General features: G+C 67.9%; 18 protein-coding genes. 10 read left to right on the top strand and 8 right to left on the bottom strand.

From position 1 onward, the window contains the following. Window positions 1–79 precede the first annotated feature (79 nt). Window positions 80–529: a MarR family winged helix-turn-helix transcriptional regulator gene (locus FHW97_RS04995; RefSeq protein ID WP_171798262.1), complete on the top strand. Its 450-nt coding sequence runs from the start codon at window positions 80–82 to the stop codon at window positions 527–529. A 28-nt stretch (window positions 530–557) separates the two neighbouring features. Here FHW97_RS04995 and FHW97_RS04990 read toward each other — a convergent pair whose 3' ends face one another. Further along, window positions 558–1679: an AraC family transcriptional regulator gene (locus FHW97_RS04990; protein ID WP_253941608.1), complete on the bottom strand. Its 1122-nt coding sequence runs from the start codon at window positions 1677–1679 to the stop codon at window positions 558–560. 123 nt (window positions 1680–1802) lie between these two features. Between FHW97_RS04990 and FHW97_RS04985 the strand changes: the two genes are divergently transcribed. From FHW97_RS04985 to FHW97_RS04955, 7 genes are all read left to right on the top strand, one after another. Beyond that, entirely contained in the window at window positions 1803–2990 is a 1188-nt protein-coding gene (locus tag FHW97_RS04985) for a tyramine oxidase subunit B (protein WP_370525342.1), read from the top strand. A gap of 63 nt (window positions 2991–3053) precedes the next feature. After that, entirely contained in the window at window positions 3054–3476 is a 423-nt protein-coding gene (locus tag FHW97_RS04980) for a Rid family hydrolase (RefSeq protein WP_022678547.1), read from the top strand. A 35-nt stretch (window positions 3477–3511) separates the two neighbouring features. Further along, on the top strand, window positions 3512–4783 hold the full coding sequence (locus tag FHW97_RS04975; protein WP_370525343.1) for an NAD(P)/FAD-dependent oxidoreductase: 1272 nt from the start codon (window positions 3512–3514) through the stop codon (window positions 4781–4783). A gap of 40 nt (window positions 4784–4823) precedes the next feature. Then, window positions 4824–6467 (top strand): AMP-binding protein, encoded by a 1644-nt coding sequence (locus FHW97_RS04970; protein WP_171798259.1) that lies wholly within the window; start codon window positions 4824–4826, stop codon window positions 6465–6467. Continuing rightward, a complete protein-coding gene (locus FHW97_RS04965) occupies window positions 6464–7645 on the top strand; it encodes a thiolase family protein (protein ID WP_062785844.1) in 1182 nt (393 codons plus the stop codon). The genes FHW97_RS04970 and FHW97_RS04965 overlap by 4 nt, the downstream gene beginning before the upstream one ends. Next, window positions 7642–8898 carry an SDR family NAD(P)-dependent oxidoreductase gene (locus FHW97_RS04960; protein WP_171798258.1) on the top strand — a complete coding sequence of 419 codons (1257 nt, stop codon included), beginning with the start codon at window positions 7642–7644 and terminating at the stop codon, window positions 8896–8898. The genes FHW97_RS04965 and FHW97_RS04960 overlap by 4 nt, the downstream gene beginning before the upstream one ends. Continuing rightward, window positions 8895–9677 carry a cyclase family protein gene (locus FHW97_RS04955; RefSeq protein WP_022678542.1) on the top strand — a complete coding sequence of 261 codons (783 nt, stop codon included), beginning with the start codon at window positions 8895–8897 and terminating at the stop codon, window positions 9675–9677. The genes FHW97_RS04960 and FHW97_RS04955 overlap by 4 nt, the downstream gene beginning before the upstream one ends. Window positions 9678–9703: 26 nt before the next feature. On the opposite strand, the gene FHW97_RS04950 is transcribed toward FHW97_RS04955, so the two are convergent. Then, the gene (locus FHW97_RS04950; protein ID WP_148291880.1) at window positions 9704–10270 is read right to left on the bottom strand and encodes a hypothetical protein; all 567 of its coding nucleotides are present in this window, start codon (window positions 10268–10270) and stop codon (window positions 9704–9706) included. 206 nt (window positions 10271–10476) lie between these two features. Here FHW97_RS04950 and FHW97_RS04945 point away from each other — a divergent pair, with 206 nt between their 5' ends. Together FHW97_RS04945 and FHW97_RS04940 are read left to right on the top strand one after the other, a co-directional pair. Then, window positions 10477–11931 (top strand): APC family permease, encoded by a 1455-nt coding sequence (locus FHW97_RS04945; RefSeq protein ID WP_171798257.1) that lies wholly within the window; start codon window positions 10477–10479, stop codon window positions 11929–11931. Between the two features lie 31 nt (window positions 11932–11962). Next, complete coding sequence (locus FHW97_RS04940; RefSeq protein ID WP_171798256.1) at window positions 11963–13462, top strand: aldehyde dehydrogenase; 1500 nt, start codon at window positions 11963–11965, stop codon at window positions 13460–13462. 55 nt (window positions 13463–13517) lie between these two features. Here FHW97_RS04940 and FHW97_RS04935 read toward each other — a convergent pair whose 3' ends face one another. The 6 genes from FHW97_RS04935 to FHW97_RS04910 all read right to left on the bottom strand — a co-directional run bounded on the left by FHW97_RS04935 (window position 13518) and on the right by FHW97_RS04910 (window position 19144). Beyond that, entirely contained in the window at window positions 13518–13892 is a 375-nt protein-coding gene (locus FHW97_RS04935; RefSeq protein ID WP_133726793.1) for a DUF6152 family protein, read from the bottom strand. Between the two features lie 25 nt (window positions 13893–13917). After that, a complete protein-coding gene (locus tag FHW97_RS04930; RefSeq protein WP_054130420.1) occupies window positions 13918–14421 on the bottom strand; it encodes a DUF6644 family protein in 504 nt (167 codons plus the stop codon). 53 nt (window positions 14422–14474) lie between these two features. Continuing rightward, window positions 14475–14939 carry a DUF6644 family protein gene (locus FHW97_RS04925; RefSeq protein ID WP_054130421.1) on the bottom strand — a complete coding sequence of 155 codons (465 nt, stop codon included), beginning with the start codon at window positions 14937–14939 and terminating at the stop codon, window positions 14475–14477. A 124-nt stretch (window positions 14940–15063) separates the two neighbouring features. Continuing rightward, window positions 15064–17130 carry a TonB-dependent receptor gene (locus tag FHW97_RS04920; RefSeq protein ID WP_216647660.1) on the bottom strand — a complete coding sequence of 689 codons (2067 nt, stop codon included), beginning with the start codon at window positions 17128–17130 and terminating at the stop codon, window positions 15064–15066. A gap of 147 nt (window positions 17131–17277) precedes the next feature. Beyond that, on the bottom strand, window positions 17278–17715 hold the full coding sequence (locus FHW97_RS04915; RefSeq protein ID WP_171798255.1) for a carboxymuconolactone decarboxylase family protein: 438 nt from the start codon (window positions 17713–17715) through the stop codon (window positions 17278–17280). 1 nt (window position 17716) lies between these two features. Next, window positions 17717–19144 carry an NAD-dependent succinate-semialdehyde dehydrogenase gene (locus FHW97_RS04910; RefSeq protein WP_171798254.1) on the bottom strand — a complete coding sequence of 476 codons (1428 nt, stop codon included), beginning with the start codon at window positions 19142–19144 and terminating at the stop codon, window positions 17717–17719. Between the last annotated feature and the right edge of the window lie 21 nt (window positions 19145–19165).

Below are 19165 nucleotides of genomic sequence, written 5' to 3'. Positions count from 1 at the left end.
CGGCGACCATGACTGAAGCGCCCGCCCATTCACCCCCTGCCCGATCTTTAGCGCTCGGCCGGATCACTGTGGCGCTGGCATGAGCCTTCCCACCCGCCCCGAAGACCTCGAGGCCAATCTTGGCTATGCGATCAACCGCCTCGCCAACCTGGGCCAGGCCGCACAGACCCGGCGTCTGGCTGCCAGCGGGCTCAGCCTCGTGCTGGTGCGTACGCTCTCGGTGCTGCACATCGAGGACGGCCTCACCATCAACGAAATCGCCGCGCGCACCTTTGCCGACCAGTCCACCGCCAGCCGCACCGTAGAGGCGATGGTAGCGGCGGGCCTGGTCGACCGGCGCACCCCGCCGGGCGACCAGCGCCGGCGCGAGATCGTGCTTACCCCCGCCGGCCGCGCCGCACTCGTGGCGGCTTGGCCGCGCATGGAAGAGCATGCCGCAACCCTGGCGCGAAACATCACCGCGGCCGACCTCGAAACATGCCGCCGCGTGCTCGCTGCGATGACCGCCAACCTGCGCAGCGAGGACTGAGCGGCCAGCAACCGCCCGCGCCTGTCCCTTACCCCTCTTCATCCCGGCGCAGGAAGCGACCCGGTGAAACCCCCGTCCATTCCTTGAACGCGCGCGAGAAAGCGGCGGTATCGGCGTAGCCGAGCTGTTCGGCCGCGACGGTCAACGAGATACCCGACTTGCCCAGCATCGTCTGCGCGCGGGCCTGGCGGGCTTGTTGCAGCAGGTCGCGGAACGAGGTGCCTTCCTCGGCCAGGCGGCGGCGCAGCGAGCGTTCCGACAGCTTCATCTCCGCCGCAACCGACGCGCAATCGACGTGGGTTCGGCCCAGCCAGCGCCCGATGATGTCGCGCGTCAACTCAACGAAACTTTCTGCCGGGGTCGCCTCGGGGCCCATCAAAGCCAGCAAGTGCCATTCGAGGATGGTGCGCAGCTTGCGGTCCTCGGCCGGCACGGCGCTCGGCAGCGGGCGATCAAGGTCTTCGTTGCGCAGCACCAGCGCGTTGGTCACCTGGTTGCCACTCACCGGTGCGCGAAAGGCCTGCGCCAGCGCGGCCTCGCGTCCTGTCACCGCGTGCTCCAGGTGCACCGCAACGGGTGTCCACCGCGCGTGGGTGAGCTGGCGGATGAGAGTCACGTAGCTTGCCAGGGCAAACTCGGCATCCTGCACGCGCGGCCAGATCGCCGAGTCCTCGATGCGGTAGCTATAGGTGGTGGTCTCGGCGTCGCGGCGGCTATCGAACAGCGTGCGCGTCTGCAGGCGCGACTGGAACAACACGAGGTAATCGAGCGCGCCGCGCAACGAGCCGGCCGCGCGCAGCAGCGCGTAGAACGGGCCAAGGTCGGCAAGCCCAAAGGCCGCGCCCATCGCCAGCCCCAGCGCCGGCCGATCGAAGCGCGCGGCCGCCGCCTCGAGCAGGGCAACATAGCGGTGCAAAGGCACGGTTTCGTAGGGTGTCTCAAGCTGGGCGCGGAACATGCCGTGTTCGCGCAGCAGCGGGTCGATACGCTTGCCCACATCTTCCAGCGCGGTGAACAGCGCCGTCAGGAACAGCAGGCGGATGGTGGCCTGGCCAGCGCGGCCGGCGATGTCAGGCGGAAGGCCTGCAGCGGCATGATCGGCCGCAAGGCCGGACGGGGGAAGATCGGGGTCTGCCATCACGGGGCGCATGTGTGTGGCCGATTCTGCAATGCGTCAATCCCCGCCTGCAATTGTTGCAAGGCCCACGCTCGACCAGACCGGCAGCATCCTGGCGCACCACGCCGGCACCCAAGCAAACGATGGGAAATCTGCGTGCCTGACCTGCCCACCGACACTCTCACCGAGGCGGCCGCCCTATCCGCCACGCCAGCTCTGCCGCGTGTCGATTTCCTCTATCTGTCCGAACCCGACATGATCCGCGCCGGGGTGACCGACATGCCCGCCTGCGTCGATGCGATGGAGGAGATGTTCCACCTGCTGCACCATGGCGACTATCGCATGGCCGGTGGCAACAACAACCAGCACGGCGCGGTGATCGTCTTTCCCGAGGATTCGCCCTTTCCCGCGATGCCCAAGCCCACCACCGACCGCCGCTTCATGGCGATGCCGGCCTATCTTGGCGGCCGCTTCGGCACAGCGGGGATGAAATGGTATGGCTCCAACATCGCCAACCGCGACAAGGGCCTGCCGCGCTCGATCCTCACGTTCGTGCTCAATGATGCCGATACCGGCGCCCCGCTGGCCTACATGTCGGCCAACCTGCTCTCGGCCTACCGCACCGGTGCGATCCCCGGCGTCGGCGCGCGCCACCTCGCCCGGCCGGATTCGCGCGTGGTCGGCATCGTCGGGCCCGGCGTGATGGCACGCACTTCGCTCGAGGCGTTCATGGCCACCTGCCCGGCAATCGACACGGTCAAGATCAAGGGGCGCGGCGAGGCCAATCTGGCGGCATTCCGCACCTGGGCCGAGGCGCGCTTCCCGCAGCTTTCGGTGCGTGTGGTCGCCACCGATGAAGAAGTCGTGCGAGAGTCCGACATCGCGACGTTCTGCGCCTCGGTGCCGACCGGCGATCCCGCCCGCTATCCCACAGTGCGGCGCGAATGGGTCAGCCCGGGCACGTTCCTGTCGATGCCCGCGCCGTGCAGCATCGATGCCGGCATGGAAGCGCCCGATATCCGCAAGGTGCTCGATTTCACCGGGCTTTACGAGGCCTATCGCGAGGAACTGCCGCGCCCGATGCACCGCATCATCCCGGCGGTAGGCGTGCGCTGGTTCGACCTCGTCGATGAAGGCCGGGTCGCGGCCACGTCGCTCGAAGACCTCAGCGCGATCGTAGCAGGCGCAGCGCCCGGCCGGCGCGATGCCGGCGAAATCATCATGCTCTCCATCGGCGGCATGGCGGTGGAGGACGTGGCCTGGGGAACGCACGTCTATCGCCGCGCGCTGGCCCAGGGAATCGGCACGCGCCTGACCCTGTGGGACGAACCCGTCCTGCGCTGAGACCAGGCAGCGCTGAAAACCGCCGCCCCCCCCCTGAAATCCTCCTCCCGCGAAAGACATTCCATGCCCGACGTCATCAAGCTCAAGACCGGCAACAAGTTCGAGGAGCATGGCAGCTATTCCCGCCTCGTGGCCGTAGGCGATCTGATTTTCGTGTCCAACACCGCCGGACGCAACCCGCAGACCAAGGAAATCCCCGCGAACCTGGCCGATCAGACCAACCAGGTGCTCGACAACATCGCCGCCGCGCTCGCTGCGGTCGATGCCTGCCTCGAGGACGTGGTCGCCGCGCGGGTCTTCGTGCAGTTTCCCAAGGACGTGCTGGCAGTGATGACCGCCTATGGCGCGCGCATGCGCGGCATCAACCCTACGCTGACGATGACCTGCCCGCCGCTTGGCGCGGCTGAATACAAGGTGGAGATCGAGGTCACCGCCTGGCGCGGCGCGTCGAAGGGCGCGGTGCGCGAACTGCAGATCAGTCTCTGAACGGACCAACAGCGATGGGCCCCGCAATAACCCCCGTGACGACCTCGGAGCGCTTTCCCGGCAGCACATCGGTCGTGGTGATCGGCGGCGGTATCGTCGGCCTGTCCACCGCGCTGACTCTGGCCGAGCGCGGCGTGCCGGTGGTGGTGCTGGAGAAGGGCAGCATCGCCGGCGAGCAGTCGTCGCGCAACCTTGGTTGGGTGCGCAAGGTCATGCGCGCGGTGCCCGATCTGCCGATGGCCATCGCCGCCGAGCGGATGTGGCAGCAGATGCCCGCGCGCATCGGCGAGGATTGTGGCTTTCGTCAGGCCGGGATCACTTATGTCGCGCGGACCGATGCGGAATTGGCCGCCTACGAGGGCTGGCTCAAAGCCGTGCGCGGCGCGGGTCTGGACAGCCGGATGCTGACCGGGGCCGAAGTAGCGCAGGCGATCCCCGGCAGTACCGGGCGCTGGGCCGGCGGCATCGCGACCCCGTCCGACGCCCGCGCCGAACCGACGCTCGCATCCAGCGCGATCGCGCGCGCAGCCCTGGCGCACGGGGCCGTGATCGTGGAAAACTGCGCCGTGCGCACGCTGGAGACCAGTGCCGGCGCGGTGCGCGGCGTGGTGACCGAGCGTGGCGCGATTGCCTGCGACCATGTCGTGCTGGCAGGCGGCGTGTGGTCGCGCCGTTTCCTCGCCAATCATGGTGTGCGCCTGCTGACCTTGCCGCTGGTGGCGTCGGTGTTGCGCACCGCGCCGATGGACGGGCCGACCGACAGCGCGGTCGGCGCGGCTGACTTCTCGTTCCGCAAGCGGCTCGACGGGGGCTATACCATCACGCAGCGCGGCGCGCTGTTCGCACCGCTGACGCTCGACCACCTGCTGATCGGCATGAAGTACCTGCCCACGCTGATCGCGCAGTGGAAAAACCTGCGCCTATCGTTCGGGCGAGACTTCTTCGCCGATCTCGCCCTGCCCCGGCGCTGGCGCGCCGACGCCGTCTCGCCGTTCGAGCGGCTGCGCACGATCGATCCGCCGGTGAACCAGGCGCTCAACGCAGAAGCCATGCGCAACCTTGTTGCGGCATGGCCTGTCTTTGCCAACGCACGCGTGGCGCAGGCGTGGGGCGGGATGATCGATGTGACGCCGGACTCGCTGCCGGTGATCGACAATGTCGCGCAACTGCCCGGCCTGATACTGGCCACCGGCTTTTCAGGGCACGGCTTCGGCACCGGCCCAGCGGCGGGCCGCCTCGCCGCAGACCTCGCCATGGGCGAGACGCCGTTCCTCGATCCCACCCCCTACCGTCTCGAGCGATTCTGATGGCCAGCCCGCAACCCCGCACTCCGCACAGGACAACGCCGTGAGCAAAGAGACCGTATTTTCGCGCTTTTCCGCCGCGGCGACGCGCTGGTTCGACAAACCCTTTCTCAACGTGCTGCCCGAAACGGCGCATATCTACGGCATCGCGGCTGGCGAGATCACCTACGCGACGATGCTCGATCGCGTGCTGCGCCGCCAGGTCGCGCTGGCCGCCGCCGGCTTCGGCACGAGCACGCGCGTGGGGCTGCTGCTCGACAACCGGCCCGACTTTATCGAGCTGTTCCTCGCAGCCAACAGCCTTGGCGCGTCGATCGTGCCGATCAACCCCGACTTGCGCCAGGCCGAACTCGAATATCTTATCGCACACTCGGGCATGAGCGCCGCGTTCGTCGTCCCCGGCCGCCATGCCGACGTTGCGCGCGCCGCGCTGGCGGTGGGCAGCGCGATGGTCCCCGTCACCCCCGACGCGCCCGTCCGTCCATTGCTGCCACTGGTGCAACTGCCGGCCGATCCCGATTCCGCGCGCGAGGCGGCGCTGCTCTATACCTCTGGCACGACCGGGCAACCCAAGGGCTGCGTTCTGCCCAACAGCTACTTCCTGCATTCGGGCGACTGGTATCGGGACACTGGCGGCCTCATCGCGCTGCACGCCGGCGCAGAGCGGATGCTTACACCGCTGCCCATGTTCCACATGAACGCCTTGGCCGTCTCGCTGATGGCGATGATCACGCTGGGCGGCTGCCTCACCGTGCTCGACCGCTTCCATCCCTCGACCTGGTGGGATTCGGTGCGGCGCAGCCGCGCCACCTGCCTGCACTACCTGGGCGTGATGCCGGCGATGCTGATGAAGGCACCCGATAGCCCGGCCGACCGCGAGCACAGTGTGCGCTTCGGCTTCGGTGCCGGAGCTCCGGCGGCCCTGCACGGCGCGTTCGAGCAGCGCTTCGGCTTCCCGCTGATCGAGGCCTGGGCGATGACCGAGACGGGCAGCGGCGGCGTGATCAGCGCGCACCGCGAGCCGCGCAAGGTGGGCACCGCGTGCTTCGGCCGGCCCGATTCCAGCCTCGAGATCCGCATCGTCGACGACGCCGGCGACGATGTCGATATCGACGTACCAGGCGAACTGCTGGTGCGCCGCGCCGGGCCCGATCCCGCTTATGGGTTCTTCCGCGAATACCTCGGCAACCCTGCGGCCACTGCCGAGGCCTGGGCCGGGGGGTGGTTCCACACCGGCGATATCGTCGCGCGCGACGCCGACGGTGACCTGCATTTCGTCGATCGCAAGAAAAACGTGATCCGCCGCTCGGGGGAGAACATCGCGGCGGTGGAGGTCGAGACGATCCTTGCGCGCCATCCCCACGTGCGCCAGGTGGCGGTGGCCGCCACGCCCGACCCGGTGCGCGGCGACGAGGTGGCCGCGCTGATCGTGCTCGATGCCCCTGCCCGCGCCGGGACAGACAAGACCGAGCAACTGCCCACCGAGCACCTTGCACGCGATATTGCCGCCTGGGCACTGGGTCAGATGGCCTACTACAAGGTGCCGGGCTGGATCGGCTTCGTCGATGCGCTGCCGCGCACGCCGACCGAAAAGATCCTGCGTGCCGCCCTCAAGGAGGAAGTGGGGGCGCACATGGCGCGTGGCGCGTTCTTCGATACCCGCGCGCTCAAGAGGCGGCAGGGATGAGCAGCTCCACCAAACGCTCGCGCATGGCCTACGACGGCGTGGTGGTGGCCGCCCCCATCACCGTGCCCTATCAGCGCTTTTCGAGCGAGCCGGCTCACGGCTGGGCCGGCGCGGCGCTGCGCGCGCTGGCGCGGGAAACAGCGCTCGGCCCGCGTGATCTCGACGGTTTCAGTTTCTCGAGTTTCTCGGCCGGCCCGGATACCGCCGTCGGCCTCGTCCAGCATCTCGGCCTCATGCCACGCTGGCTCGACCATGTACCCACCGGCGGGGCGAGCGGGGTCATGGCACTGCGCCGCGCCGCGCGCGCGGTGCAGTGCGGCGATGCCGCCATCGTCGCCTGCGTCGCGGCTGATACCAACCAGATCGACAGCTTCCGCCACACCCTCGCCACGTTTTCGCGCTTTTCGCAGGATGCTGTGTATCCCTATGGCTTTGGCGGCCCGAACGCGACGTTCGCGCTGATCACGCAGGCCTACATGCACGAACACGGCGTTACGCGCGCCGATTTCGGCCGCATCTGCCTCGCCCAGCGCGCCAATGCCGGCTCGAACCCACTGGCGTTGCAACGCAACCCGCTCGACCTTGAAACCTACCTCGCCGCGCGCCCGATCGCCGATCCGGTGCACCTGTTCGATTGCGTGATGCCCTGCGCCGGCGCCGAAGCCTTCGTCGTCACCACCCCAGAAATCGCTGCCGCGCGCGGCTGGCCGGCGGCGCGGATCATGGCCACGATCGAGCGCCACAATGCCTATCCCGACGATCTGGTGCAGCGGCGTGGCGGCTGGGCGATGGATGTCGACGAGTTGTGGGCGATGGCCGGGATCGGGCCCGGGGATATCGACTGCCTTCAGGCTTATGACGACTATCCGGTGATCGTGGCGATGCAACTGGAGGACCTCGGTTTCTGCCCGCCGGGCACGATTGCGCGCTTCCTGCGCGAGACGCACTTCGGCATCGACGGCACGCTGCCACTCAACACCAACGGCGGGCAGCTTTCCGCAGGGCAGGCGGGCGCTGCGGGCGGGTACCAGAACCTGACCGAGGGCCTGCGCCAGATCCTGCACTGCCCGCTCGGCGCGCAGGTGCCCGGTGCCCGGCGTGCGGCAATATCGGGCTTTGGGCTGGTCAATTATGATCGCGGCGTGTGCACCGCCGCTGCCGTGATCGAGGCGCTATGACGACGCCGCGCAATCCGCTGCCGCCGCCCGCACCGCGCGATCCGCTGGCGCGGCCGCAATTGCATCCCGTAGCGCCGGGCGCGCGCAGCCGCGCGATGCAGGCGATGGCCGCACGGGCCGCGCAGGGCCGCTTCGTGCTTCAGGCCTGCACCGTATGCGGTACAGCGACCTATCCCCCACGCGACGCCTGCCCACGGTGCTGGGGCACACTGGCCTGGCATGACCAGCCGACCGGCGGACGCGTGCTTGCCAACACCGTGATCCGCGTTTCGACCGATCCCTATTTCCGCGATCGCCTGCCTTGGCACATGGGCTCGATCCTGCTCGATGCCGGCCCAGTCGTGTTCGCGCACCTTGCACGGGGGCTGGAGCCCGGCGCGCGCGTCACGATGCGACTGATGCTCGATCGTGGCGGCAATGCTGCGCTGTTCGCCCTTCCCAGCGATGCCGCACACCCGCCACAGCCGGAACAAGGAGCCACCAGCATGTCCGCCGATCCCCAGGGACGCACCTTCGTGGTGCCGGTGGCAGGGGCAACTGTCCTTGTCAGCGATGCCCGCCAGCCGGTTGGCCGCGCGCTGGTCGGCGCACTTGCCGCCGCTGGCGCGCGCCTGGTGGTTGCCGGCCTGCCCGGCCCCGCGCCGATGCGTGATGCGCACGATCCCGTCCTGGGCCTGCCCGGGGTCCAGCCGCTTCCACTCGATGTGACCGATCCTGTCTCGGTTGCCGAGACGATAAGCCGGATCGGCGGTCCGCTCGACATCGTCATCAACACCGCGCGCCATGTGCGCGCCGGGGGGTTGAGCCACGATGGCAATCTCCTGGCCCACCACCGCGCGCTCGAGGTTTCGGCAATGGGGCTCGCGCGCCTGGCGCAAGCGACGGCGCCAATCCTTGCCGGCCGGCCCAGCGGCGCGTTTCTCGATGTGCTGTCGGTCAAGGCGCTGGCGGGCGATGCCGGCCATGCTGGTTTTGCCGCGGCGGAGGCTGCGCGCCTCTCGCTGCTGCAAAGTTTCCGCCACGAGATGCGCAGCACCGGCGTGCGCGTCCTGGAAGTGTTCACCGGGCCGACCGACGATGCCGACCACCAAGCACTGCCCCCGCCCAAGGTAGCGCCCGCGCGCCTTGCCGCCGCCGTGCTCGACGCGCTGGCGCAGGGACGCGAACAAACCTGCGTGGGCGAGGTGGCGCGCGAGGCGATGCGCCGCTGGCTCGACGATCCGGCCCTCTTTGCCAGGGAGACCCAACCATGACGTCGCTGCTTACCGATCTTGTCGCACAGCTTGCCAGCGGGGCGATCCGCGTGGTCGATCTGGCCAATACCCTGTCGTCCGATTTCCCGGTGATCGTTTTGCCGTCCGAGTTCGGGCAATGTGAACCGTTCCGGATGGAGACCGTCTCCCGCTACGATGCCGATGGGCCCGCATGGTATTGGAACCGGATCACCATGAACGAGCACACTGGCACGCATTTCGATGCGCCGGCGCACTGGATCACCGGGCGCGACGTACCGCATGGCACGGTCGACGCAGTCGCGGCGCGCGATTTCGTCTATCCCGCCGTGGTGATCGATATCAGCGCCGCGGCCGCCGCCGACGCCGACTTCGTGGTGACACGCGCCTTCCTCGAGCATTGGGAGTCTCGACACGGCGCTATCCCGCCGCGCCATTGGATCCTGCTGCGCAGCGACTGGTCCAAGCGTGTGGGCACCCTCGCCTATCTCAACCTGCAGGATGATGGCGCGCATTCGCCTGGCCCCGATGCCGATGCGATGCGCTTCCTCGTCCACGCGCGCGACTGCGTGGGCCTGGGCGTGGAGACGGTCGGCACCGATGCCGGGCAGGCCAGCCACTTTGCCGAACCGCTGCCCGCCCATTCGATCCTCCACGGCAATGGCCGTTTCGGGCTACAGTGCCTGACCAACCTCGACCAGTTGCCGACCTTCGGCAGCGTGATCGTGGCCGCCCCGCTCAAGATCAAGGGCGGCTCGGGCAGCCCGCTGCGCGTCATCGCGCTGATGCCGGAGGCATGAGCGGGAGGCGAACCCGCCCGCTGCCTTCAATAGTCGAAGTCGAACTCGGGGCGAGACCAGGCCCAGCCGGTGATGCGCCAGCCAGCGGCTTCCTTGTGCAGCGCCACGGTGAACGTGGCGTCGACCTCGGCACCTTGCTGGCCGCCGAGGGTATACCGGAAGTCGGCCGGGACGACGACGTAGGCGCGATCCCCCGTCACGTCGACACGGCGGGGCTTGCGCAGCGTGTTGACGCCCTTGGTCAGCCCGATGGCGGCATTGTGCGCGGTGAGCGCAGCCAGCCAGTGGGCGCAGGTATCGGCGCCGTGCCACTCGTACGGTGCAAACTCGTCGACAATAGCGGCTTCGCGTGCGCAGCTGGCGATGACGCCGGCGTTGTCGCCTCGGTTAAGGCTGTCGACATAGTGGTGCACGGTCTGCATCACGGCGGCGGCGACAGCCGGATCAGGCGCCTTTTCCGCGGCAGGGGGTGATGCCGCAACGGTGGTATCTGCTGCCTGCGCGGGCACGGCGGCCAGCACGAGCGCGAGTGCTGCAAGCGCGGCGGCCCGGGCTGATTTCCGGCGCGTGAACGTCGGCGTCATGGTCGTCATCGGCGGGGCTTCCCTGATCATGGTCGTGATCGGCACAGGCTTGCCCAATGCTGCCTTGCTGGCAAGCAGGCAGGCCCTGTGCACCGGGGGCCTGGCCGAAAATACAAGGTATCCCGGCGCAAGTGCAATACCGTGTGGTGGCAAACCTGCCAGTGTTGCATCATCGGGTGCTGGCGATGCACCCCGCCCCCCACAATCGAGCATTCATGCATAGATCCGACCAAGACGCCGCCGCCGAGCCCGGCCTGTTCTCCGGCATGTTGGGGACCGGCGACATCATTTTCATGATCCTCGCCTGCGCCGCACCGATGGGTGTGCTGGCCGGAATTATCCCCCTCGCCTTCGCCTTCGGCAACGGCGCCGGGATGCCCGGCGCGCAACTCGCGATGTGCGCGGTCATGCTGCTGTTCGCGGTGGGTTATGTGCGGATCATCCCGCACGTGCGCAATGCCGGCGCGTTCTATGCCTATATTGCCGCCAGCCTCAACAAGGAGGCCGGCATCGCTGCGGCCTATACGGCCGTAGTCGCCTACACCTGTGCCGCCGCGTCGGTGCTGGGAGCGATGAGCTATTTCGCTGCCGATCTGTTCGCTACACTGACCGGCATCGCCACCTCGTGGGTGCTATGGGCGGCCGCCAGCATCGCAGCGATCGCCTGGCTCGGGTATCACAGGATCACGATGGCGGCCAAGGTGCTGACCGCGGCACTGCTGCTCGAGGTAGGGCTCATCGCCGTGATCGACGCGCTGATCCTGTGGCAACGCGGCTGGGCCGGGCTCGATTTCGGCAGCTTTGCCCCCGCGACGATCTTTGCGCCCGGCCTTGGCATCGCCGTCATCTATGCCATCAACGGCTGCATCGGTTTTGAAGCAACGGCGATCTATCAGGAAGAAGCGCGCAACCGCGCCGTGACCATCCCGCGCGCTACCTATGGCGCAGTGCTGGTACTGGGCACCTTCTACGTGCTGTCGTCGTGGTGCCTGGTGCTGGCGGTCGGCCCGGCACAGATCAAGGCAGTGGCAGCTGCCGATCCCGGCCACCTCGTCTCGGGCATCGCGTTTCGCACGCTCGGCCAATTCGGGCGTGACGCGCTCAGCCTCTTGACGATCACCAGCCTGTTCGCCGCCGCACTGGGCTTCTTCAACAACATCGCGCGCTATTTTTTCGCCCTCTCGCGCGATGGGCTGATCCCCGCCGTGCTCGGCCGCGTCCACCCGCGCCACGGCTCACCCTACATGGCCTGCCTCGCGCTCGCCGGGATACTCGCGCTGGTGATCGCGCTGTTCGCCCTGGCCGGGCTCGATCCGCTGCTCTCGCTCGCCACCAGCCTGTCGTCGATGGGTGCAGTGGGTCTCGAGATCCTGCTCACCGCCACCTCGCTGGCGATCCCGCTGTTCTTCGCGCGGCGCGGCGAATATTCGGCGGGCAAGACCCTGGCGCCGCTACTGAGCGGGGTGATAATCGCGGTGGCGACGTGGCTGTCGCTGGCCAACTACGCCACGCTGACCGGCACCACGTTGCCGGTGATCAACCGCCTGCCGCTGCTGTTCATCGCCATCGCCGCCGCAGGCCTCGCCCATGGCACCTACCTCCGGCGCTGCCGCCCGGCGATTTACGCCGGCGTCGGGTCCACCCACGTCGAAGGCCCGGTCGGCGAATGACCGTGCCCCTCTTCTCCGTTCGGAGCCACCGATGACCGCACCCTTCTCCCCCACTCTCCCGACCGGTCGACTGCTGATCGACGGGGCACTGGTCGAGCCGCTCGGCACTTTCGCCCCATTCGATGCGATCGATCCGGCCACCGGGCGGGTGATCATGCAGGTACCGGCCTGCGACATCGCCGACGTGGATCGTGCGGTCGGCGCCGCGCATCGCTGCTTCGAAAGCGCAGCCTGGCAGTCGATGCGCCCGCTCGACCGCGGCCGCCTGCTCGAGCGGCTGGCCCTGCTGGTCGAGCGCGAGCGGGACGATCTCGCCGCGCTCGAAACGCTCGACAGCGGCAAGCTGCTCGCGGTGACGCAGGCAATCGACCTGCAGTTCACCATCGATGGGCTGCGCTATTTCGCCGGTTGGGCTTCGAAGATCGCGGGGGAGACCGTCACGCATTCGCCCTTGGTCGAGGAGGCGGCGCTCTACCGCGCGTTCACCCAACGCCGCCCCGTCGGCGTGGTAGCGGGCATCACGCCGTGGAACTTCCCGATCGGCCAGGCAATCCAGAAGATCGCGCCGGCCATCGCGTTCGGCTGCACGGTGGTGCTCAAGCCGTCAGAGGAAACCTCGCTCACCGCAATGCGGCTGGGTGAGCTGATTCTCGAGGCGGGCTTTCCGGCCGGGGCGGTGAACATCGTCACCGGCACCGGCGCCGCCGTCGGCGTCCCGCTGGTGGCGCATCCCCTGGTGCGCAAGATCGCGTTCACCGGCTCAAACGCCACCGGGCAGGCGATCCTGACCCAGGCGGCCCGCACGATGAAGCGCGTCACGCTCGAACTGGGGGGCAAGTCTCCCACGATCGTGCTGGCCGATGCCGATCTCGACCGCGCGATCCCGGGCGCGGCAGCCGCAATCTTTGCCAATTCGGGGCAGATCTGCACCGCTGGCTCGCGCCTGCTGGTCGAGGCGCCAGTCCATGACGCGGTGATCGACGGGGTCTGCCGCATCGCACGCGACCTACGCCTGGGCTCGCCATTTTCTGCCGAGACGCAGATGGGACCGCTGATTTCCGCCCGCCAGCGCGATCGCGTGGCCGCGCTGGTCGAAGCGGGGCTTGCCGAAGGCGCGCATCCGCTGGAAGGCGCTGCCATACCCAGCGGTCCGGGCTGGTTCTATCGGCCGACCGTGCTCGCCGGGGTGGAGGCCGGGATGAGCGTGATGCGCGAGGAAATCTTCGGGCCAGTGGTGTGCGCGGTGAAAATCACCGATCGCGCCGACATCGTCCGCATTGCCAACGACACGCCCTATGGTCTGGCCGCCAGCGTGTGGACGCAGGACATCGATACGGCCCACCTCCTGGCTGAGCGGATCGACGCGGGAACGGTGTGGATCAACACGCACAACGTTCTCGACCTGGCGATGCCGTTCGGCGGCAGCAAGCTGTCAGGCGTAGGGCGCGAGTTCGGCAGCGAGGCGCTGCAGGCCTTCACCGAACCGCGCGCGGTATGCCTTCGGCTGGATCGAGCCAGGGCGGGATTCTAAAATCGCCCGCCCGCAACCCCGCCACCCTGAGGGCAGGCTGGGTTGCGGGCTGCGCTTACCAACCGCTCAACACTTTGCCGCCCGGCAGCTTGACGGTCTTGAGCATGCCCCCCGGCTTGCCGTTGCGCAGCGGGTAGAACACGATATCAACCTGGTCACCCGCCTTGAGCGTCGAAAAGCTCCAGCCAGCATGCGTCATCAGGTTGGGGCTGCTGCACTCGAGTGCATAGGTCGTCCCGCCCGACTGCGCGACGACGAAAGCATGGGGGTTGGTCCAGGTGAACTTGCTCACCATGACACCGCGCAGTTCAACCTGCTTGGTCTGGTCGAACATCGCGAACGAATGGTGGGCCAGGGCCGATCCGGCCGGAGCCAGCGCTGTCACAGCGGCCGAGGCGGCAAGCATGATCGTACGAAGAGTTGGGGTCACGGGCAGACGCTCCTGGGAGTGGGTTTCAGAACAGCACATCAAGGGTGAAGCCAATCCAGCGGCCAAGGAAGATCACCAGCGTCCACAGCACCAGCGACAAAACGCCGGCGGCACGCGCGGCAAAGGGCGGCGCGGCGGTCTCGTCCCACTGCGCGATCGTGCGCTGGGTGGTGGCGTGGAAAATCGCCATGTTGATGCCGGCCGCCACGATCGCCAGCAGCTTGAGCCGGAACTCGGTATTGGCGGCATAGGCCACCGCGTTGGAGGCAAAGAGCAGGCTGCCGGTGATGATCGCGACGACGAACGCGCCCCATGTGAAAGGCAGCAGTTCAGTGATCAGGCGATTGGCGCTGCGCCGGTGCGCGGCATAGCCGACGAGCCGCAGGTCAACGATCAGGATCGTGCCGAAGACGAGCGTGATCGCCAGCACATGCAGCGATTCGAGCACCGGGAAGGCGTTGGCGTTCTCGCGAATGGCGTTAGAAAGCGGCAGGTCATAGATGCTTTGCAGCGTGGTTTGCAGGGTCATGGGTTGGGCTCCCCCGGTTGTGCTGTTTGGTCGTGACGGTGACGGGGCGCCGTTCAGGTGTAGGCGATGAAACGGCCACAGAAGATGACCGCGCTCCACACCACCAGCAGCAGCCATGCCACCGTCTTGGCCGCAGGCCGCGCATCGTCGCGCAACAGCGGGCGGCGCAGCAGCAGCGTGGCCAGGAAGGCCAGCAGCACCAGCGCCATCTTGGCCCAGAACACCGTATTGCCCAGGGTACGCGCCGGCTCGGCCACGATCAGCAGCGTGCCACTGGCCAGCAGCACGACCAGCGCCGACCATATCCACGGCAGATAGCGCCGAACCACGCGCGCGGGGCTCTCGTCAGTAGCGAGCACGCCGGCGAGGCGCAGTTCCGAGACCAGGGCCGAGCCCACGACCACCGCGATCGCCAGGATATGCACGCTCTGCACCGTGGGGATGATCCACGTCGTGTCACGGAACGTGGTCGAGATCGGCGTGGCATAGAGCCAATCGCCGAAGGTTTGGATGGACATGGCGCAAGGTCTCCCCTCGATGCGTGGACGTTCAGGTCTGTTTATTCCCCCGCCCTAGCCGTCAGGCTGGGCGCCGGGACGTTCGAAACCGTTGCAATACCGGAACAGAGCGCGCGCAACGCCGTCACAGCGTGGCCGAAAGCGTCACGCGCAGCGAACGCGGTTCCAGCGGATGGGCGTTGATTCCGGCCACGCCGGCGGCAGGCTCGCCGGGCAGCCGGCTGACGTAGTAGTAGTCTGCCGCATCGTCGCGGCTGCCGAGCAGGTTATAGATATCGGCACGCAGGTTGACGCGCGGCGTCAGTTGATAGCCCGCCGAAAGGTTGATCTCGCCATAGCCAGGCGAGCGTTGGCTGTTGTCCTCGGTCAGCGGATGCGGGCCGAGCCGCCGCCAGGTGAGCGCGCCCGACCAAGGCCCGAGATTGTCGACCAGCACGCCAGCGGCACCGATGAATCCGGGCGCATCCTCGATAAAGCGGGTGGCCGGGGCACCATCGCGATAGCGCGCATGGCTGAATGCGAGGTTGGAATTGAGTTCGAGCCAGGGCAGCGGGCGGTACTGGGCGCTCAGTTCCAGGCCGCGACGCCGGCTGGGCCGCCCCGCCTCGGTCTGCCCGGCATCGGCCGAATAGGTCAGTTCGGAGGCGAAATCGATCTGGAACACGGTGGCCGCAAGCGTCAGCTGGCGCATGAGATTGCTGCGCAGCCCCGCCTCCATGCTGGTGGCGCCGACCAGCAGCGGTGGGCGCACCAGGCTTGTACTGCCATCGTCCGCGGTGACGAGGCCGGCGCGGCCATCGTTGGAATGAAAGCCGCGCCCCGCCGAGACGTAGAACTCGGTCCGCGCCCAAGGGCCGAGGATTACGCTGCCCTTGGGCTGCCACAGCGCGGCATGCTCATGCCCGCGCTCAGCACGCACCAGGTCGTGGTCGGCCACGTGGAAGCGATCGACGCGCAGGCCAAGCACGGTGCGCAGCCAAGAAAGCCATTGCGCCTTGTGTTCCGCATAAGCGCCAAGGCTTGCCTCCTCGACTTGGTCGTCGCGATCGGTGCTCAGCACCGCGCGGCGGCGGGTGTGCGCCAGATCGACGCGGATCGCATCAAAGCGTCCATCGATCCCGAGGGTCAGGGTCTGCTCGATCCCGACGGTGGCGAAGCGGTGCGCCAGTGCCAGGCTGCCGCCCGCGATCCAGCGACGATCGTTCTGCGCGTGCTGGTCTCCGTTGACCGGGTCATCGAGGTAATGGGTGAAGTTGCTCCACAGCGTCAGATGCTGGCGCACGCCATAGATCTCCGTGGTGAGCTGGTCGGCGCTGGACAAGGGCCGGGCGTAGCGCAGCGACAGCGACATGCGCTGCGATATCCCCCCATCGCTGGGATCGAGCGAACCAAAGCGCCCAATCAAGCCCTGCTCCACCGCGCGCAGGGGCTGGTCGGTGGTGGCGTTCCAGCGTCCAGAATAGGCCATTGCCGTGGCTGACCACCCATCCTCGGCAGTGCCATGCGAGAGGCGCACCACCCCGTTGAAGCGGCGCAGGTTATCGGGGTTGTCCCATGGGCCATCAAGGTGGAAGTATTCCCCCGCCCCAAGCAGTGTGGTGCCCCCGCGCAGGGCCACCGATCCGCCCGCGAATACGCGGCGATCGCCGACCGTGCCGGCGGAGAGCGAGAGTGTGGGCGGCAAGCTGTCGACCAGGCTCAGCCGCGCTGAGCCCACGGCGGCAAAGTCCCCGGCAGCGGCGAAATAGGGCCCCTTGGTAAAGGCGATCCCGCCAAACAGTTCGGGCATGAGGAAGTTGAGATCGGTATAACCCTGGCCGTGCGCGTGGGTGCGCTGGTTGACCGGCATGCCGTCGACGAAGGTGGCAAAGTCAGTGCCGTGGTCGAGGTTGAACCCGCGCAGGAGGTACTGGTTGGCCTTGCCCTCGCCGCTGTGCGAGGTGACCGACAAGCCGGGGATCGCCTCCAGGTACTGCCCGACGCGATAGGCCGGCCGGCGTTGGATTTCCTGGCGGGTGATCGCGCCCTCACTCGATGTGGTGGCGGTGCCAAGCACGTCCTGCGTCGAGGCGGTAACCACGATTTGCGGCGGTGCATCGGGCGAAGCGGCGGCAGGTTCGGCGGCGCGGACCGTGCCAGTGGCAAGCGCCAGTGCGCTGATGGCGGCAAGCATGATCGATGTGCGGCGCATGGCGCTTCCTCCCTCGTCTGTTCTTCGACAAAGGAGGAAGCGCAGCGGCCCGGCCCGCACAAGTTACGCGACGGTTAGCGCAGCGCCCCGCAACGGCTGCGCGCAACGGTTACCCAAGGTGCCGTTACCCGGGGTCAAAAGCCGACCCTATTGCGCGGCAGCGGTGGTGACCTCGGCGTCATATTCGGCGATGGCTTCGCGCGCGATACGGGTGGCATCGATGCCAGCGGGCACGCCGCAATAGACAGCCACCTGGAGCAGGGCCTCGCGAATCTCCTCGCGCGTCAGGCCGTTGCGCAGTGCCGCCTTGACGTGGAGCCGCAGCTCGTGCGGGCGATTGAGTGCGCTGATCATGCCGAGGTTGAGCAGGCTGCGCTCGCGGCGGGTAAGCCCTGGGCGCGACCAGGTCTCCCCCCAGCACCAGCGCGTCGACAATGCCTGCATCGGGCGCGAGAAATCGTCCGCGCCGGCCATGGCCTGCTCGACATAGGCCGCACCGAGCACTTCCTTGCGCAGTGCCAGACCGCGCACGAAGGCCGGATCGTCGGTGCCGTCGGCCAGAGGGTCGGGGGAGTTCTGCTCCATGTTACAGCCCGCCGACGAGGCAGTACTTGATGGACATGTAATCAGCGAGGCCGTGGCTCGATCCTTCGCGGCCGAAGCCTGATTCCTTCACCCCGCCGAACGGTGCCACCTCGCTCGAGATCAACCCGTCGTTCACCCCGACCATGCCGTATTCGAGGCCCTCCATCATGCGCCACTGGCGTGCAACATCGGCGGTATAGACATAGGCGGCAAGGCCGAACGGCGTATCGTTGGCGATGCGCAGCGCGTCAGCCTCGTCGGTGAAGCGGATGACCGGCGCTACCGGGCCGAATATTTCCTCGTGCGCGATGGCCATGGCCGGGGTCACCCCCGCCAGCACCACTGGACGATGAAAGGCACCGCGCGCAGGGCCATCGTGCCCGTGGCTGACCTCGCGCGCGCCCTCGCCCACTGCGGCCTCGACCAACCCGGCTACGCGGGTGACCGCCTTGCCATCGATCAGGGAACCCATCGCACCCGGCACAGCCTGCCCATCGGCCACGCGCAAGGCATCGACCCGCGCGGTGAGCGCAGCGACAAAGGCATCATGCACGCCATCCTGCACCAGGAAGCGGTTGGCACAGACGCAGGTCTGCCCGGCGTTGCGGAAGCGCGAGGCCATGGCACCGTCAACCGCGCGCCCAATGTCGGCATCGTCGAACACCACGAAGGGCGCATTGCCGCCCAACTCAAGGCTGAGCCGCTTCACCTGGGCAGCAGCCTTGGCCATGATGACCTTGCCCACCTCGGTCGAGCCGGTGAAGCTGATCTTGCGCACCAGCGGATGGCTGCAGAACAGGTCCCCCGCCTCTGACGAACGTACGGCCGGGGCCACGCGAAACAGGTCGCGCGGCACCCCGGCGCGGTGGGGCAGCGCCTCCAGCGCGAGCGCGGACAGCGGTGTAGCCTCAGCCGGCTTGACCACGATCGAGCAGCCTGCTGCCAGTGCCGGCGCGACCTTGCGGGTTATCATCGCCAGCGGGAAGTTCCACGGGGTGATCGCCGCGCACGTCCCCACCGGCTGGCGCAGCGTCAGCACGCGTTTGCCCGGCGCAAAACTGGGGATCACCTCGCCATAGGCGCGACGCGCCTCTTCGGAGAACCATTCGATGTAACCCGCACCATAGCGCACCTCGCCACGCGACTCCTCGAGCGGCTTGCCGCTTTCAAGCGTCATCAACAGCGCCAGCGCCTCGGCGTTTTCCACCATCGCGTTGAACCAGGCGCGCAGCACGTCGCTGCGTTCCTTGGCGGTGCGCGCCGCCCAGGCATGGCGCGCGGCGTCAGCGGCCTCGACGATCGCGGTGAGTGCAGCCACGTCATAGCGGCGCACCGTGGCGACGATGCTGCCATCGGCCGGATTGGTCACGGCCAGGCCCGCCGCATCGAAGGCGTCGGGATGCAGCAGGTGGTGGACAGGGTTGGTCATGGCAGGATCTTTCGTTGAAGG

Origin of the sequence: Novosphingobium sp. SG754 (genome assembly GCF_013149315.1) — a bacterium.
Taxonomy (GTDB): domain Bacteria; phylum Pseudomonadota; class Alphaproteobacteria; order Sphingomonadales; family Sphingomonadaceae; genus Novosphingobium; species Novosphingobium capsulatum.
Note: the sequence above shows the minus strand (reverse complement) of the source record. Positions and strands in the feature narration are given on the sequence as shown.

Excerpts from the sequence above, each read along its gene's own strand:
- FHW97_RS04910 (WP_171798254.1), bottom strand. The coding sequence starts at position 19,144 with ATGACCAACCCTGTCCACCACCTGCTGCATCCCGACGCCTTCGATGCG.
- FHW97_RS04955 (WP_022678542.1), top strand. The coding sequence starts at position 8,895 with ATGACGTCGCTGCTTACCGATCTTGTCGCACAGCTTGCCAGCGGGGCG.
- FHW97_RS04930 (WP_054130420.1), bottom strand. The coding sequence starts at position 14,421 with ATGACCCTGCAAACCACGCTGCAAAGCATCTATGACCTGCCGCTTTCT.
- FHW97_RS04995 (WP_171798262.1), top strand. The coding sequence starts at position 80 with ATGAGCCTTCCCACCCGCCCCGAAGACCTCGAGGCCAATCTTGGCTAT.
- FHW97_RS04950 (WP_148291880.1), bottom strand. The coding sequence starts at position 10,270 with ATGACGACCATGACGCCGACGTTCACGCGCCGGAAATCAGCCCGGGCC.
- FHW97_RS04980 (WP_022678547.1), top strand. The coding sequence starts at position 3,054 with ATGCCCGACGTCATCAAGCTCAAGACCGGCAACAAGTTCGAGGAGCAT.
- FHW97_RS04920 (WP_216647660.1), bottom strand. The coding sequence starts at position 17,130 with ATGCGCCGCACATCGATCATGCTTGCCGCCATCAGCGCACTGGCGCTT.
- FHW97_RS04965 (WP_062785844.1), top strand. The coding sequence starts at position 6,464 with ATGAGCAGCTCCACCAAACGCTCGCGCATGGCCTACGACGGCGTGGTG.
- FHW97_RS04960 (WP_171798258.1), top strand. The coding sequence starts at position 7,642 with ATGACGACGCCGCGCAATCCGCTGCCGCCGCCCGCACCGCGCGATCCG.
- FHW97_RS04915 (WP_171798255.1), bottom strand. The coding sequence starts at position 17,715 with ATGGAGCAGAACTCCCCCGACCCTCTGGCCGACGGCACCGACGATCCG.
- FHW97_RS04945 (WP_171798257.1), top strand. The coding sequence starts at position 10,477 with ATGCATAGATCCGACCAAGACGCCGCCGCCGAGCCCGGCCTGTTCTCC.
- FHW97_RS04925 (WP_054130421.1), bottom strand. The coding sequence starts at position 14,939 with ATGTCCATCCAAACCTTCGGCGATTGGCTCTATGCCACGCCGATCTCG.
- FHW97_RS04990 (WP_253941608.1), bottom strand. The coding sequence starts at position 1,679 with ATGCGCCCCGTGATGGCAGACCCCGATCTTCCCCCGTCCGGCCTTGCG.
- FHW97_RS04940 (WP_171798256.1), top strand. The coding sequence starts at position 11,963 with ATGACCGCACCCTTCTCCCCCACTCTCCCGACCGGTCGACTGCTGATC.